The 16,799-nt window shown below is 44.4% G+C and carries 11 protein-coding genes; 2 read left to right on the top strand and 9 right to left on the bottom strand.

Features of this window, described 5'->3' with window-relative positions; translation table 11 throughout:
* Nucleotides 1–570, top strand: coding sequence for a YdeI/OmpD-associated family protein (locus tag MKY19_RS10710; protein ID WP_339802610.1), 570 nt, complete (start codon nucleotides 1–3; stop codon nucleotides 568–570).
* A gap of 135 nt (nucleotides 571–705) precedes the next feature.
* On the opposite strand, the gene MKY19_RS10705 is transcribed toward MKY19_RS10710, so the two are convergent.
* From MKY19_RS10705 to uvrA, 3 genes are all read right to left on the bottom strand, one after another.
* Nucleotides 706–1,236 carry an HAD family hydrolase gene (locus MKY19_RS10705; RefSeq protein ID WP_076283074.1) on the bottom strand — a complete coding sequence of 177 codons (531 nt, stop codon included), beginning with the start codon at nucleotides 1,234–1,236 and terminating at the stop codon, nucleotides 706–708.
* Between the two features lie 20 nt (nucleotides 1,237–1,256).
* Complete coding sequence (locus tag MKY19_RS10700) at nucleotides 1,257–2,270, bottom strand: LacI family DNA-binding transcriptional regulator (protein ID WP_339802607.1); 1,014 nt, start codon at nucleotides 2,268–2,270, stop codon at nucleotides 1,257–1,259.
* A gap of 254 nt (nucleotides 2,271–2,524) precedes the next feature.
* Nucleotides 2,525–5,038 carry an excinuclease ABC subunit UvrA gene (uvrA, locus tag MKY19_RS10695; RefSeq protein WP_339802604.1) on the bottom strand — a complete coding sequence of 838 codons (2,514 nt, stop codon included), beginning with the start codon at nucleotides 5,036–5,038 and terminating at the stop codon, nucleotides 2,525–2,527.
* 260 nt (nucleotides 5,039–5,298) lie between these two features.
* Between uvrA and MKY19_RS10690 the strand changes: the two genes are divergently transcribed.
* Nucleotides 5,299–5,736: a MarR family transcriptional regulator gene (locus MKY19_RS10690; RefSeq protein ID WP_076283391.1), complete on the top strand. Its 438-nt coding sequence runs from the start codon at nucleotides 5,299–5,301 to the stop codon at nucleotides 5,734–5,736.
* Between the two features lie 98 nt (nucleotides 5,737–5,834).
* On the opposite strand, the gene MKY19_RS10685 is transcribed toward MKY19_RS10690, so the two are convergent.
* The 6 genes from MKY19_RS10685 to MKY19_RS10660 all read right to left on the bottom strand — a co-directional run bounded on the left by MKY19_RS10685 (nucleotide 5,835) and on the right by MKY19_RS10660 (nucleotide 16,698).
* Nucleotides 5,835–8,588 (bottom strand): alpha-mannosidase, encoded by a 2,754-nt coding sequence (locus tag MKY19_RS10685; protein ID WP_339802601.1) that lies wholly within the window; start codon nucleotides 8,586–8,588, stop codon nucleotides 5,835–5,837.
* Between the two features lie 45 nt (nucleotides 8,589–8,633).
* Nucleotides 8,634–11,783, bottom strand: a complete 3,150-nt coding sequence (locus tag MKY19_RS10680) for a beta-galactosidase (protein WP_339802598.1) — start codon at nucleotides 11,781–11,783, stop codon at nucleotides 8,634–8,636.
* On the bottom strand, nucleotides 11,780–13,099 hold the full coding sequence (locus MKY19_RS10675) for a glycoside hydrolase family 125 protein (protein ID WP_339802595.1): 1,320 nt from the start codon (nucleotides 13,097–13,099) through the stop codon (nucleotides 11,780–11,782). The genes MKY19_RS10680 and MKY19_RS10675 overlap by 4 nt, the downstream gene beginning before the upstream one ends.
* Before the next feature lie 123 nt (nucleotides 13,100–13,222).
* Entirely contained in the window at nucleotides 13,223–14,740 is a 1,518-nt protein-coding gene (locus MKY19_RS10670) for an ABC transporter substrate-binding protein (protein WP_339802592.1), read from the bottom strand.
* Between the two features lie 85 nt (nucleotides 14,741–14,825).
* Nucleotides 14,826–15,749, bottom strand: coding sequence for a carbohydrate ABC transporter permease (locus MKY19_RS10665; RefSeq protein WP_076283087.1), 924 nt, complete (start codon nucleotides 15,747–15,749; stop codon nucleotides 14,826–14,828).
* A 19-nt stretch (nucleotides 15,750–15,768) separates the two neighbouring features.
* Nucleotides 15,769–16,698, bottom strand: coding sequence for an ABC transporter permease subunit (locus tag MKY19_RS10660; protein ID WP_231573424.1), 930 nt, complete (start codon nucleotides 16,696–16,698; stop codon nucleotides 15,769–15,771).
* Nucleotides 16,699–16,799 lie beyond the last annotated feature (101 nt).

Below are 16,799 nucleotides of genomic sequence, written 5' to 3'. Positions count from 1 at the left end.
ATGCAGATTGAAAATCTAATTACAGTGAAATCGAGAGAAGATTTAAGAGCTTGGCTTCAGGAAAATTGTAAGACTGAAAAATCTTGTTGGGTACTCGTAAGTATGACGCCAAACCCAGAAACATTGCTTTATTTGGATGTGGTTGAGGAATGTTTGTGCTTTGGATGGATCGATGGAGTGAAAAAGAAAGTTTCTGAAACGGAGCTGGCGCAGCGACTGTCTCCCAGAAGCAAACGAAGCTCTTGGACAGAATTAAATAAAGAACGTGTCCGCCGCCTCGATAAACTGGGGTTAATGAGTGACGAAGGAAGAAAGGTACTTCCGGATATGAACCTCGCTTCTTTTAAAGTCGATAGGGTTATAGAACAAAGGTTAAAAGAGGAGCAGCAGGTATATGAGAACTTCATAACCCTTCCCGCTCTTTATAAAAGAGTCAGGATCGACACGATACAAAGCAATACACATCAACCAGAATTATTTAAGCGTAAATTAGATAAATTTATAACAAACACTAAAGAAAATAAAATGTACGGTCAATGGCATGATCATGGACGGCTTCTAGATTATTAAGCTGCTAGATCATAAGATTGCTTTGTAACTCTTGCAGATTGATTAAAAAGATGAGAAACCCAGTCATTCTCATGACCTTGGGTTTCTCTTTTTGTATTTAAATATGAAAAAATAGCATAATGAACGACCTCCAGCTTACTTGAGCTCAGCGTTCAGCCTCTCAATCAACTCTAGCAATTGCAGCGGCTCACTAACTGTATACGTCGGACGCTCAGACTCATCTGCCGGCTCATGGGAATAACGGGGCGTCCAGCTCTGAAAAATGCTGGTGATGCCTAGCGCATTGGCCCCTTTCATGTCACGGCTAAGATTGTTGCCAATCATAACGGTACGGGAGAAATCCGCTTCAGACAAATCAAGCGCACCAATAGCTGCCTTGAACATGCGCGGGCTTGGCTTGACTGCTTTGATATTCTCGGAAATAATCATGGCGCTGAAATAATCGTTTAGTCCATGCTGCTTAAATACATTTTTGAAGGATTGCGCATCACCGTCTGCAACCAGAGCAAGCGTGTATCCTCTCTCATGCAGGGTTTGAATCGTGATATCTGCTCCCGGAATCAGATCCGCACTCCGTACGATTCCTTCTTCATCCCTAATTTCAGTCGATTCATCAACAATGGTATCTCCGCTGTCAAAAAAGATAATTAACCTTTTCTCGTCCATGTTCTCAATAACCGTCCTCTTTATTTAATGGGTGAGTTGCCTGTGGATTCTCGGATCACCAGTTCAGGCTGCAATACAATTCTTTGCTTGATATCATCTGTATGATCCAGACTGCCGATCAGCAAATCAAATGCCATCTTCACCATCTGATTCATCGGTTGAGCAATAGTTGTTAACGTTGGATTCGTCACGGTTGACAGAATGGTATCGTCAAAACCAATGATAGAGAGCTGTTCCGGTACAGATATTCCCTCTTCCTTCGCAGCCTGGAGTGCGCCGATGGCAAGCAAGTCGTTGCAACAGAATAATGCTGTCGGACGCTCCGCGCCGCGGAGAATCTCGGATGCTACCCGTTTCCCGTCTTTGATATTCGACTCACACGCGAAGATATTCTTCGGGTCCAGTGAAATGCCAGCCTCAAATAATCCAAAGCGGAAACCCCTGACCCGCTCAAAGCTGCTGCTTACATTGAAATCCTCGGACAAAACTGCCATCTTGCGATGACCTTTTTCAAGCAAATGTTCTGCGGCAATAGTGCCTCCTTTGAAGTCATCGTTCAATACACGGTGAACAGCTATGCCTACGGTCTCCCGAGCGATCATAACTATGGGGAAGGATTTCTCTACATGAAGCGCCAAGATATCCGCATTTCCCACACCTGTTCCGATCAGAATACCGTCAACATTTTTTTGCTCCAACAGCCGAATGTATTTCTCTACGCGTTCATCTTTGTTATCTGTGCTGCACACAATAACACTATACCCCTCGGAGTGAGCCAGATCCTCTACGGTTCTAGCTATCTCGGAAAAAAAGGGATTCGAGACATCTGGAATAAGAAGACCAATGGTATAGGTCTTCTTCCCCATTAGTGCCGAAGCAATGACACTGGGCTGATATTGCAGCCGCTTCATCACCTCAAGGATTTCATCTCGCTTCTTGTTGCTTACTTTTCCTTTACCGTTAATCGCATTAGAGACGGTAGCAATTGATACGCCCGCTTCCCTGGCAACATCATATATCGTGGTCGTTTTCATGGCATTAACCTCATTATAAATATTAAGTGGATTGGAGTCTTTGCATCCTCCCTTCACATAAGTTAAGCGCTTAACCTAATGTTACTATGACGACAGCAATAAATTCAATTCATTTTTCTTGGAGGTTTAGATACTTCGTCTTCTGCCGCTCAATGCTAGGCTTGGTGAATACGCCGGAACACACTAAGAAGTGCCCCGAAGCCATGAATTGTATGGCTTCGGGGCACTCTCTTTTTTCCAAATGGATATCTGATTTAAAGTGGATTAAAGCCCTCAGCCAGAATCCGTTTCAAGAACATCCCTGTATAAGATTCCTGTACTTCAGCGACCTGCTCCGGTGTGCCTTCAGCTACAAGCTTACCTCCAACTGTGCCCCCTTCAGGGCCAATGTCGATCACCCAGTCAGACTCCCGAATCAGTTCTAAGCTGTGCTCCACAACAACAACCGTATTTCCCGTATCTACCAATTTGCTCAATAAGGTATGAAGTTGCTTGATGTCTGAAGGATGTAGACCTGTCGTTGGTTCATCGAGCAAATAGAGCGTATGATTTTTAGATGGCTTGCTCAGCTCTTTGGCCAGCCTGATCCGTTGTCCCTCGCCGCCTGATAAGGTTTTGACAGATTGTCCCCATTTAAGGTATCCAAGACCCACCTCACATAACGTCTCAATAATACCGGCCATTTTGGCCTCCGACTTAAGAATCGGCAAGCTTTCCTGTATAGACATGTCCAACAGATCTGAGATAGAGAAGCCATCATACTTCACCTGTAAGACCTCATCCGTAAACCGTCTTCCTTTGCAGGCGTGACACTTTACTTCTAGATCAGGCAGAAAGTTCATGTCTACGGACAATACACCAAGTCCCTGACAGGTTTCGCACCGTCCCCCCGGTGTGTTAAAGGAGAAATGCTTGGAGGTCAGTTTTCTTTTCTTCTCCTCTGGCAAAGCCGCAAATAACTGACGCAGATGTGTAAATACATCGGTATAGGTCGCTACATTAGAACGCTGCATTCTACCCATGGGTGATTGGTCAAAGATCACAATGCTCCCGACTTCACCTAAACCCGTAATCTCCTTACAGCCTGTTTGTTCATGACCATTAGAGCTTCCTTGCGCAAGGATATCAAATATAAGCGTGGACTTACCCGAACCCGAAACCCCTGTTACAGATACAAGACAACCAAGTGGAATGGAGACTTCTTGAATATCAATATTCCGGTACTGTGCCTGCCGGATAGTGATCTGCTTTCCGTTCCCTTTTCGGCGAATACGTGTGGGAACTTCGAGACGCTCTTCTCTGAGATAAGCTCCTGTAACCGAAAGCTCGCTTGCCATCAAATCTTCTAAACTACCTTCACCAACAACGATTCCACCATGCAATCCAGCACCCGGACCCATATCAATAATATGATCCGCAGCACGCATCATCTCAATATCATGTTCAATAACGAGCACGGTATTCCCCAGATCACGCAGCTCCTGAAGCACACGAATAAGGCCAACTGTATCCCGAGGATGAAGTCCCGTCGTCGGTTCATCCAGAATGTATAACACACCGGTCAAACCTGAACCCAGCAGTGATGCTAGACGCAGGCGCTGTGCTTCCCCGCCAGATAAAGAGACTGTCTGCCGGTTCATGGAAAGATAACCTAGGCCAACATCGATAATCCGCTTTAGTCTAGTAGGCATATCATGAAGGATCGGTTCAAGTAGATGTAGACCTTCGGCAGGCAGTGCCGCCTCCAGTCCTTTCGTCCACTCATATACCTCACTAAGCGACCAGTCGGATACATCTATGATCGATGCGTCAGCTACTCGAACTAGACGAACTTCTTTTTTCAGGCGAGCTCCTAGGCATTCCGGGCATTGCTGCTCATGAAAAAATCCGCCATCTTTCTCCTGCGCACCAGCCTCTCCTTCCTTCTCCTTATACCGCCGCCACAAACCGGGTATAACACCTTCAAACTTCGTCCCTTGGATTGGCTTAATATTAGGGAAATGGCGTTTAAAAGCTTCACTCTCCACACCGTAGTAGAGCAAATCACGCTGAATCTCACCGTAATCCTTCAACGGTTGATCCGGGTCAAACACAAATCCAAAATGTTTTCCCGCCGCTACTAATATCCGCATCTGTATATCCCGATGAACGCCATTCAGAGAAGCTACTCCCCCCTCTTTCATGCTAAGCTCTGGATTAAATACCGCTGCTTCATTTATAGTCGCCACAGACCCAAGTCCACCACAAGCTTCACAAGCCCCTTCCGGCTTATTGAAGGAAAAATGTGACATGCCAAGTTTTTCAAGCTCAGCTCCGCAATGCGGACAGCCCATCGACTGACCTTCCATTTCCTCGTCTTCTTCTATTAGTAGCCCCCTCGCTTCAAAAGAAGGTGGTATGCTACCATTGCAAGAAGGGCAAATCCGCTCCCCTAATCTAGAAAAAATAAACCTGACAAAGGTATAGATGTCAGTTACAGTCCCTACTGTCGAGCGTGGATTACGATTCGTAACATGCTGTCCAACGCTAATGGATGGAGACAGTCCAACAATGGACTCGACCTTTGGTTTACTGATCGTATCTGAAGTCATGCCCATGGAATCTAAATACTGTCTTTGGCATTCCCGCTGAAGTGTATCCATAGCTAACGTCGATTTTCCTGATCCCGAAGGTCCCGTCAGAACAACAAGCTTATACTTAGGAATCGTGAGCGAGACATTCTTCAGATTGTTCTCTCGTGCACCTTTAATAACAATAGCTTCTTTCACAATGATTCCCCTCTCAATTAAAGCAATCACACATAGATATATCTCTTATCCATAACCATTTACGAATGCTGTCATACTACTTTTTTTGCAAAAGTATGCTTAATTCGATAGAATGTATTTGTAAAATAACACATTTTAAAATAACTTCATAATCAAATATCTCGATTAACGAGATATAAAGATTTTAAAAGGGGCGTTATCCTTTGTCAAGCCATGAACAAGCACAACCTACACCAGAGCAAGAACAATTTACCTTACTCATGCGTGGTCTGGGAACCCGAACGGTGGTATACCAGCAAAACGTAGCCGCCTCTCTTGGGTTATACAATAATGATTTTTTGTCTGTGGATATCCTGCGTGAAAAAGGCCCCATTACCGCTGGAGAGCTGTCCAAACTAACTGGACTTGCCACAGGTAGCGTTACTGCATTAATAGATCGTCTCGAAAAAAACGGATACGTTCGCAGACAAAATGACCCTAATGATCGCCGTAAAGTAATTATTGTCCCGTTGTATGAAAATAAAGAAGATGTCATTGACACGTACATGCCACTTCATACCGCTATGGTTAAATTGGCTGCTTCCTATACGGATGAAGAACTGGCCCTCATTTCACAATTTTTAGGCAAAGCCAGCACCGTTCTAGACGAGCAGATTGATCATATCAGTTCCCCAACGCGTAGTAAGTCTTCTTCTTAAAGCTCATAGTTATAAACTTAAAAGGACGATAACCAAAGAGTCGAATGACTTTTGGTTATCGTCCTTTTGTTAAATTATAAGAAAAAAATAAGTTAATACTATCTCCGAATACCAATCGTTACAATTTCGCATGGACCGATCTGTAAGGCCGATCTACCTTTCTCTTCGCTAGAGAGTGGGTGGCTCTCCTCTTCCAGGATCGACGTCTTATAGAAATACTGCTGCGGTATCGTTGAACGGATGGTCAGGTCGGTACTCTGCTGACTCATGTTGTACCAGCGAAGCAGTAGGTCTCCAGTCTGCTCGTTCATTTTTAGAGAGGAAAATGCGAGCTCCTGACTCTCCCATTCGAATGGAGTATACACCGGAGCAATCGCTCCTTCATGTACATCAGTCTGACATACGACCCAAGGAATCTGGAATTGATAAGCTTCAGCAAAAGCACCTGAGGTTATACCATCTCCTGTGTGTGGGATAAGCTCCATACGTACAACGTGCTCTCCGAGACATTGCGCTTCTGGAGTTGGGAACAAACCCCAGTCTCCCAATTCACCCACGCTACGGAGTAGTGTAATCGCAATGGTGTTACGACCATCTCTTAACACTTCATATTCATTTAATCCAAAGTTAGCGACGGTTAGACCGGCTGTTTCATTACTGATATCAACAAAGGCCTGCTGATGCTGCGTGTTACTCGGATTCATCCATTCTGTAGCTGGCTCAATATTCCGCTCCGCAACCTCAAACATCGAATCCACATGATGTGTGGCGGTGTTCAACTCTGTCGGAAATAGTGCACGAATCCGGTGATCTTTGGCTTTATTGTCTATCGTAGTTTCGATATGCAGCCCCTTCCCGCCCCGCTCCAAGCTAATTACGGTACGAAGTTTAAGAATGACTGTGTCACTACTGCGCTGCGCTTTCCGCTCCGGGTAGTACACAAGAGCACGCTGTTCCTCGTCCAGCTTATTATCTGCTGAGGCTGGAATCTCCCAGTCATGCTTAATTTCCACAGATGCTCGATAAGGTGTATTTTCCAGAACGCAAATATTCGCCTGTAGTCCCTTGGTCGTTAAAGCTTGTTCACCCTCTGGCTGTTTATACATGTATTCATTCCCGATATCACCTGTGTTCTCATACACACCAAGATCCCGGTAGGTCATGCCACTGGCTTTGTCACTTAGCGTAAATGAACCATTATCATGGATCACTACTTTGATGGCCTCATTCTCCAACACCCGATCCCCTTGAAGCAAAGATTCAGGAGCTATAGGCAACCCTGCGTTAGCACGACGAACCCACGCATATGCACTAAGACCCAGCGGCGGAACTTGCACAGCTTCAAAGGTAAGTCTTACTCGGCGGCACATATAGGGCTGGCGGAATTTATCGTCAGGCAAATCATAACCAAACTGAAGACCCAAATCCTCCATCTGGCATGTAATGGCATTCCCTTGATCGTCTACTAATTCACGACCGTTTAAGTCAATATCTTTCATACGGCTGGCCGTTTCTTCTAGAGAGAAACCCTCTCTCAAATATAGACGTGCCGCATCAATTTCTATGCTCACTGTACCCGTGCGTCTCCACCCTGTCATATTCATGACTACTAACGGAAGCACTTCTTCACCAAATGCTGCAAAACCGGACGTATCCACAGCTTCAGCGATCATGCGCTTACTATCATCAACAATGGTCTCTGCTACATGACGGCTTTTATCAAACCGGGTTACCATTTCGCGATGTACCTCATCCACGCTGCAGCCACAAATGCTGTCGTGAGGGTGATTCTGCATTAGCGTCTTCCAGGCATAGGTGAACAGATGATGAGGGTAATCTTTGCCCAATACATGTGCGAATGAAGCGAGTGGCTCAGCTACCTTTTCAAGCAAGACTTGCCCTTCCTGATTCATCTGTTTCAAATAGACACGAGCAGATGCGGTATTCACTAACGTCCCCCATCCGTCAGTGTGTTGGCTCCGCAGTTCGCCCTTTACGGTCGACAAATTGTTGTGATCCATTACATCCTCTACAGCCTTAAGGTAATCAGGGAAGTTGGAATGGATAAACTCCATATCTGGATATAACCGCTTCGCAGTTTCAATAGCCTCCGGCAAATCCAGTTGAGCTGGTTGATGATCGCAGCCGTTCATGAATAGTAGCTCGCCTGTGGAGGCAAATTTCCGAGCATCTGCTAACTTCTTCTCCCAGAACTCTTTTGCCTCTGCTTCATTCACTGGCACTTCGTTTCCATTCGAATACCAATTCGCAAATAGAATTCCAAGCACTTTCGATCCATCCGGACCTTCCCATATCAGCTCGGAGAACGAAGATTCATATCCACCGTCCGATACTGTATTGTTGAATCCAGTCGGTTTTACACCTCTTCCAAAAAAGGCATTATTGATGCCTGATTGCTTCATTAATTGTGGAGTCTGACCCACTAGACCAAAGGTGTCCGGAAAATAACCGATCTTAGAAGGTTCACCGTAACGCTTCGAATCCTGATGACCAATCTGCATATTACGTACATTTGCCTCTCCGCTGGTAAGGAAAGCATCTTGAAGAATATACCAAGGTCCAATCAGTAGACGACCTTCCGTAATATGTTTTTGTAGACGATCTTGATTCTCGGGGCGAACTTGAAGATAATCTTCCAGAATGATTGTCTGTCCGTCAAGATAAAAACTCTTAAATTCACCATCCTCATCCAATCGATCCAGCAATTCATCGACCAGTTTAATCAGGCGTACATGATGCTTCTCATATGGAAGATACCATTCCCGGTCCCAGTGAGTATGAGAAATAATATGGGCAGTCTGAGGTTTAATAGATTTATCTGAACGATCCAATGTGAAGACCTCCTTATATGCAATACGTACTCTCTACTAAGATGCTTAATGTAGTAGATGTGGATAAGTTATATGAATTTCGACTTCCTGCTGGCGATACACGCCAAGAAGATCACCTTTATAGTCCGTAGCAAACAGGACTGAACGTTCCTGTTCCAACAAGAACGCGTAGGTTCGGCCAGTGGCTGAATCCTTCACCTCGATTTTCGCATCCTGAGCATATTCCGATACGAAGGTGAAGAGCGCTCCTGTAGCAAAGCTCAATTTCCGTCCGTAGATACCTACTAAGTCCCCTCCGCTAATCCACTCCAAGTCACACTCCACATGAGCAGCATGGAGCGCGTAGCGATACAGTGCAGATGTAGTATCACTTCGGTCGCTCAATTCAACGGGCAGTGGACTCCATAGGAGTCGACCCTTGCCAAGCGGGATGTTTATGACTGAGTCTATAGTAGAGCTTCCGCTTCCGCCGGATTCGTGAATCATCGTTTCCTTCGATACCTCAGCAATCCGCCGGTGACCGAAGGAGACGGGGAGTTCTTGGCCTTGAAGGCTAAGAACTTCTTCACGGCGCACATTACGCAATACACGCTTGCCAAGAATATCACTTAAGCGCTCTGAAGAACGCCAGTAAGCATCAATGTCGAGCGGGCCTGTAGCAAGCAATACCGCACCTGTCTCTTCAACGATGTGTAACAACCTTTCCATCGCTGCATCATCGAAGTTATGCGCGCTTGGCAGTATAATAAGCTTCACAGGATGGTTCTCCAAATCATCTAGGTGGTATTCCGAAGCCCCTCTAAAAGGCATCTTTAGATCATATGAAAGAATACGGGTAAGCTCTGTTGTAGCAGCGAAAGCCAGCTTCCGGTTAGAGAAATCATTCGAATACGGAAACACCACAGCGATCTCTTCCAGTTTTCGATCTCCAAATACGTCACGAATGCCTTCTATATATTTCCCAAAGTCATAAGAGACATCCGCCTCTGGCTTTTCGGTTCCATCTGCTCTCAATGCTCCGATATGGGACTCATTCGCATTATCCATATAGAAGTTCGTATTCCAAATCCAGTGTATGGCCCCCGCACCAGCAGTTCCAAACGCATAGGCATATTTGCGTTCGAGTAGATTTCGCAGCTCTAGCTCCGAACGTTTGGCTCGTCCATCAGGAGTTTCTACATACATGACGCCAGTCTCTTGAATTAGGTTTGGCTTATTAGGCGTCTTGGCAAAGATGCCATCCCACACCAGATAATCATTAAACCACCAGGAATGAACAGTGGTGTAATCCACCGTCTCCTCGTAGAAGAACGGTGAAGGTCGCTGCGCCCCTAGCCCTTCATCCTGCCCAACCGTAACCATCTGATCTGGACATTGCTCCTTAATGGTGTCATATAACTGCCTCACCCACCGGTTATGCATATCCATGGAGAACAAGCAATAATCAAGCCAACGCGTCCCTCTTTTAGCAATGTGCATATCCTGTACATCGAAGTTCATCTCTTTCGCTTCTGGCAGCCCTGCCGATGCAAAGTCCGGAAGCTGTGCGGGTGTCATATTCCAACGTTCCTGTAGTACTTCGATTTCCCCATGTCTATGTCGAAGCCATTCTATGAAAGCTTGTTGCTCGAAGCGATCATGACATGAACTCGGACCATCCGAGAAAATCCGTGCCGGATCAAACATCGACGGTTCATTAATAAGATCCCAATCTACATTCGAAGACGCTTTATGACGAGATACAATAGAACGAATGAACCGCTTCTGAGCCTCAACACTTTGTGGGTCCAAATAAGGATTTACCCCACCCCACGTTTCCGGTGTGAAGGAGAAGAACGTGAAAGTCACCTGAAGATCATGCTTCTTCGCCGTCATGATAAAGGCATCAATCGCTCGCAGTACCTCTTCTGAAACATGACCATCGTCTTGCATCACGTTACGATAAGCAGTCCAGATTCCTGTTCGGATCCAGTTAATCCCTGCCTTCCGCATTTGACCCATATCGCGATCCCATACCCCAACGTTCGGCAGAAATAGAAATTTTCGTGCCACATCACTCGTCATATAAGTCATCCCCACAACAGGTAGCGGACGCCCATCTTTTATGAAATAATCTCTTCCACTCGTTACCGGTTCACCTGCTGCCAGAAGTTCAGGGGCATGCCCCCAGAACCCTTGACGTAGAATGCGGACCTCACCATCACTGGCTTCCGCTTCGCAGACCACTTGGAACAGACCACTCCTAATTTCCAGAGGAATAGGCACCCGAACGATGTTAAGCTCAGCATTAGCCTTCATCTCCAAACTATGGGACCAACGGAAGGCGGGATCGGATTCATGCTCAACATGCATTGTAAACTTCCATTTTTCTTCATTTCGCAAAGAAGGTTTTACCCGCTCAAGCTGCTGAATCTGAAGTGTCAGAGAAGCCCGTTCTCCTGACTCATATGACGCGTAATTTGGCTTAACCCACATTTCCGTTACACCCTTACTACAGAAACGAACCCACTCAGACATCGCGGACAGCCCTTTTTCCTTCCATAAAGAAGCCGTTGCAGCCGTATTTACGAACAGCCAGCGTGAGCCTGCAAATAAACCAATCGTATTCTCCCAAAGAACTACTGGAGCAGCAGTTTCCCGCCCCTCATGCGTAATTCCCTTCAAAAGCGGGTAAATCCGTGTGCTCATCGGACCTGCTGACCCCATTTGATGGGGTAAATCACTCGTCTTCGTCGTATGTGGCACAAGGTTCCATGTCTTTTCACTCGCTATAAAAAGAGCTTCTTGCCCCTTAAGCAGAGGAATGACATCTGATGCAAGCAAGGACTGGTTGCGAGAACAATCAACACGCAGTACCTCATGAATAGACAGCTCTTGATGATAAGAGGTCTGTTCCGCTTCCACATGCCATTGTTCATTTTTCCAGCGAACGGGTTGTTTGAAGGGGGCACCTCCAATGCTGATCAGTCCACCACCTCTTTGCAAATATCCAAGAATGTCTATCCATGCCGCTTTTGGGAAATAGGGTGCATGCAGATTAATGAAACATCCACCTTCGGTTTCCTTAAGCGTTGCTGCAAGCTGATTCGCATTCACGATCATACCGAACTCACGCATGGATTTAATCGCGTCACTAGGAATCGAATTGGAAATTGGGAAATCAGAATCATAGAATATGATTACAGGTCTGCTCATAGTAGTCCTTCCTTCATAGTTTTGTAGACTAGTTGGGAGAACAGACTATTGGACCAGGCAAACCATTTTCTAGTGAATATATTCGGGTCATCGACATGAAATCCTTCATGCATAAAACCAGTCCCCGCATCCGTTGCCTCTAACATCGCAAGCATGTCCAGCTTCTCTTCCTTCGTGGAAGCCGTCAAACCTTGCATAGACAATGCCATATGCCAGATATAATCTTTCGGAGTATGTGGACTGCCAATCCCTTTCGCTGCTGTTCCTTCAAAGTAAAAAGGATTCTCCTTGCTCAGCGCAAATCGGCGTGTATTCTGATAAATCTCATCATCTGCTGTAACATAGCCGAGATAAGGAATCGACATGAGTCCCGGTGTTCCCGCATCATCCATCAAGCAGTAGTTGCCGTAGCCGTCGGTCTCATAGGCGTAGATTGGCCCAAATTTCGGATGACGATAAATACCATACAGCTTGATTCCATGATCAATGTCCGCTTCTAATGCTTTAAGCTCTTTTAGAAATTCAAGATCACGGAATACCCATTCTGCAAATTCCTGCATATGACGTAATGCAACAACGGCGAACATATTCCCCGGGATATTGTAATGGAAGTCGCAAGCATCATCGCTTGATCGGAACCCGGACCAGACCATACCCGTGTAATTTACAGGCATACCAAGGCCGTTGTTGCGTAACGTATCTTCAGGAATCCCATTATTACGCGTAAAGCGGTAAGGAGATAATTCAGCATGGCGTTGCTCTGTTCTAAATAAGTTGTATATTTTGACCATTGCTGCCTTAAATCCGGCGTCGAATATATCAGTTTTCCCCGTTTCTTTCCAATAGGCATAAGCCAGACGCATAGAAAAACAGAGAGAATCGATCTCGAATTTACGTTCCCACACCCAAGGGGACATTTCCGTAATATCGCTAGTGCTCCAATGCCAGTCATTCGCTGTTTCGTTAAACGCATTGGCATACGGATCAATATGTATATACTGAATATGTCGTTTAATTAAACCGCTAATGATACGTTGAAGATCCGGATCATTCTTCGCAAATGGCACATAGTGCATAACCTGCTCCACAGAATCTCGCAACCAGGAAGCTGGGATATCACCAGTAATGATGAATGTTGTTCCATCATCCATGAGCTTAGTCGTAGTCTCAAGTGTATTCGGAAAGCAGTTCTTGAAAAGCTGCAATAGTTTAGGCCGATGAGCTAACTTTTCCTCTGCTTCGTTCAATACTTCTTGAATCGCTTGTGGAAGCGGAAGCTTCGGCATTGAGATGGTTGGCAGTCTGAATTGTTCCATATTCCCACTCCTCTTGATAAAAATGAGTATAGATAGAGAGACGGGCAGCATAGCTGCCCGTCTCCACTAATCCTATTTGCGTTACCTTTAGATTAATCGTAGGCGTTTTGTTACGTTCAAAGCTTATTTCTTTGTCTGGTTCCACTCATCAAGCTGCTTTTGAACTTCAGCAATGACTTTTTCCAGTCCAGCTTCTTTAAATTTCTTAGTTGCTTTTGGCAGATATGTTTTAGGATCAACAGAACCTGTGTATAGCGCTGGCATAAATTCTTTAGTTACGTTGTTGATGGCCGCTACTTCTGTTTTTACAGGTGTAGGATCAAATGCAAAACCGAAGGTAGGGGCTTCTTTTGACGAATCATTAAACTTCTTGAAAGCATCCCATTTATCAGCAGGGTCATCAGCATGCAGATAAGTCAGTAACATATTTCCAAGCGTGAAGCCTGGCATTGCATAGCTATCTTGCATAGCTGGCAGATCTTCAATGACATTCTCGGAAATTTTCTTATAATGAGTGCCTTCGATACCATAGTTGAGTAAATTGCGTAAGTACTTATCTGTATTCAAAAGATTCAAGAACATCATAGCCCGTTCAGGATCACCTGAGGTTACGGAAATAGCGTGCATCGAGCCTGCAGCGGACTGTGTATACACATAAGGCTCATGCATAGGCGAAGTTACAATTTCATAACCTGCTGAACGAGACCAACCTTTTTCTGCATAAGGCTGTGTAATTTCGCGATCGGCAAACCATTTACCTGTCTTAATGTTATCAATACCTTCAAGTGTTGCAACGTCTGGGCGTAAGTAACCTGCTGTGTAAAGTCTGCGCATCGTATCTAACGATGTTGCAAGTTCAGGTGTCTCCAGAATATTAACAACCTTGCCATCTGTGGAATCCATATAGACCCCGATAGGTAACTCATCACCTAGTACATAGTCAAATGGCATGAATGGTTTAAAGCCTTTAGGAACAGCTAGCGGTGTAATATCCGCAGGCTCATTCTCTTTAATCGTTTTAAGAAGTGGCTCTAGATCATCCAATGTACGAATGTTGGAAATGTCCATGTTGTATTTATCAACATATTTCTTATTGAAGCGCCATACCCATTGCTGTCCAAGCTCCTTATTTACAGGAACACCATAGATCTCACCTTTAATCTTAGTTCCTTCTAAGAAACGTGGGTCCAAAACTTCTTTCGTTTCCTTTCCATACTTATCTAGCAGATCGTTCAGACCCAAGAAGGTACCGTTAGCTGCATTACGGCGGAAATCATTTGTCCAAGAAGAGGTAAAGGCAATGTCATAAGGCTCACCAGAAGCGGTAATGACTTGCATCTTCTTATCGTAATCACCCCAATCGAACATCGTAATGTTCAACGTCGCATTAATTTTTTCTTGGGTATATTTATTAACTTCTTTTAATACAAGATCCAAATCCTTTTGAGGTCCACCAATTAAATACATCTTCAGCTCATATGGCTTTAATTCCGATGTACTCCCTGCTGAATTCCCTGCTGTCGCTGAATTGTTTGTTTCTTTAGCAGCATTTGTATTATTATTCGAACCACATCCAGCAAGAAGGCCAGAGAAAAGCATTGTTCCAGCAAGAGCGAGCGTTAAACTTTTTTTCACTTTCATTTCTATTTTCCCCCTTTAGTTTAATTAACTCTTTATTTATATCGACTCCTGTTCTAGCGATTCGAATAAATACATCTTAGTAGTGTTACTCTTTTAAAGAGCCCACAGTTAAGCCTTTTACAAAATACTTTTGGAAGAAGGGATACGCTAGTGCTATAGGCAAGGTCGCCAGTACAACCATCGCCATACGAACGGTTTCTGTCGGCAATGTCGCAGCAATCTCAAAGCTTGATCCCATCTGCATGCTGTTCTGGATAACAAACTCCATATTATTCTGAATTCGCATCAGCATCGCTTGGAGCGGTACAAGACTCGCATCATCTATATACAGCAGCGCATTAAACCAATCATTCCAATAGCCCAGCGTACAGAACAATCCAATGGTTGCAATCCCCGGTAATGAGATCGGAAGTACAATTTGCAGGAATGTCCGAAACTCCCCTGAACCGTCGATTTTGGCTGCCTCAATGAGTGCATCAGGCACTGAAGTCTGGAAGAAGGTCCGCATCACTAGGATGAAAAAGGCATTCATCGCTATTGGCAATATTAAAGCCCATATCGTGTTGTACAAATGTAAAAACTGTGTGGCCACAATATAGTTTGGAACCATTCCGCCTGAGAATAACATCGTGAAGAAGGCGAAGAAGCTGAAAAAATTACGATAGCGAAATGATCTTCGAGAAAGAACATAGGCGTAAGTTGTAATTAGAAATAAGCTAATGAGCGTACCTAGTACAGTAACAAGTAAGGTAACTCCAAAGGAACGAAATAACTGATCACCTGTGTTAAAAATAAACTGATACGCCGCCATACTAAATTTTTCTGGAATTAAGCTAAATCCATTTAAAGCGAGTACTTTCTCATCTGTAAAAGAAATGGCTATGACAAACAAGAACGGAAACACACAGGTAAAGGCGAAAACTCCAATCACAATATTGAGTACCACATTCCAAAAAGGAGTAATGGCGTTGTTGTCGACTTCTTTCGGCTTACGTTTGAATACTTCCATAACGTCAATTGACTCCTTCCTAGAATATCGCGTTTTCTTTGCTGATCTTTTTCACAATAGAATTCGTTACAATTACCATGATAAATCCAACGATCGATTGATATAGACCCGCTGCTGTACTCATCCCTAGGTTTCCTGTCGTACTCATGCTTCGATAGATATAAGTATCGATAACATTCGTTACGGAGTATAGAACACCGGAATCCCGAGGTATTTGATAGAATAGACCGAAGTCAGATCTAAAAATACCACCAATCGCTAGAATAGTTAGCGTTACCATTAAAGGCTTAAGCAAAGGAAGTGTAATAAACTTAATTTGCTGCCATTTGCTGGCCCCATCAATCATTGCCGCTTCATAGTAGGACTTGTCGATACCCGCTATAGCCGCTAAGTAAACAACACTTGAATAACCAATTGATTTCCAAATTCCCATGAAAATTAGGATATATGGCCAAAAGCGAGTATCACCATACCAGGAAACAGGATCGCCTCCGAAGTAAACAATCACTTGATTCAAGATCCCTTTATCTACACTTAGGAAGCTGAATGTAAAGAAGCTAATAATAACCCAAGAAAGAAAATAAGGCATAAACATCGCCGTTTGATAAACTTTGGCCATCCGTTTGTTCACAAGTTCGTTCAAGGTGATTGCAATGCCCACCGCAAGAACTAAACCGAGAGAGATCAACGCCACGTTATACAGTATCGTATTTCTTGTAATAATATAGGCGTCCTCTGTCGAGAACAAAAAGTTGAAATTTTCAAGGCCAACCCACTTACTATTTAAAACGCTTGCAAAGAATCCGTCCCGATGAATCTTGAAATCCTTAAATGCAATAATGGTTCCGAACATCGGTAAGTAACAAAAGATTAGGAACCATATTGTCCCTGGTAATACCATAAACCACAGTACTTTATCCTTATTTAAGCTTTTGAAAAATGCAGACACTATTCCACATCCCCCTTCTCTATCCCCAAACAATCCCCGTAATACCCTTTCGATCTTATTTCCTTGCCCCTTTAACTATCTTTAATTCTGCGCTATAAAAG

This window comes from Paenibacillus sp. FSL R5-0744 (assembly GCF_037972555.1).
Taxonomy (GTDB): domain Bacteria; phylum Bacillota; class Bacilli; order Paenibacillales; family Paenibacillaceae; genus Paenibacillus_AQ.
This window is presented reverse-complemented; position numbering and strand designations above follow the sequence as displayed.

Coding starts and splice junctions, on each gene's coding strand:
- MKY19_RS10710 (WP_339802610.1), top strand. CDS start 1: ATGCAGATTGAAAATCTAATTACAGTGAAATCGAGAGAAGATTTAAGA.
- MKY19_RS10705 (WP_076283074.1), bottom strand. CDS start 1,236: ATGGACGAGAAAAGGTTAATTATCTTTTTTGACAGCGGAGATACCATT.
- MKY19_RS10700 (WP_339802607.1), bottom strand. CDS start 2,270: ATGAAAACGACCACGATATATGATGTTGCCAGGGAAGCGGGCGTATCA.
- MKY19_RS10690 (WP_076283391.1), top strand. CDS start 5,299: ATGCGTGGTCTGGGAACCCGAACGGTGGTATACCAGCAAAACGTAGCC.
- MKY19_RS10680 (WP_339802598.1), bottom strand. CDS start 11,783: ATGAGCAGACCTGTAATCATATTCTATGATTCTGATTTCCCAATTTCC.
- MKY19_RS10675 (WP_339802595.1), bottom strand. CDS start 13,099: ATGGAACAATTCAGACTGCCAACCATCTCAATGCCGAAGCTTCCGCTT.
- MKY19_RS10670 (WP_339802592.1), bottom strand. CDS start 14,740: ATGAAAGTGAAAAAAAGTTTAACGCTCGCTCTTGCTGGAACAATGCTT.
- MKY19_RS10665 (WP_076283087.1), bottom strand. CDS start 15,749: ATGGAAGTATTCAAACGTAAGCCGAAAGAAGTCGACAACAACGCCATT.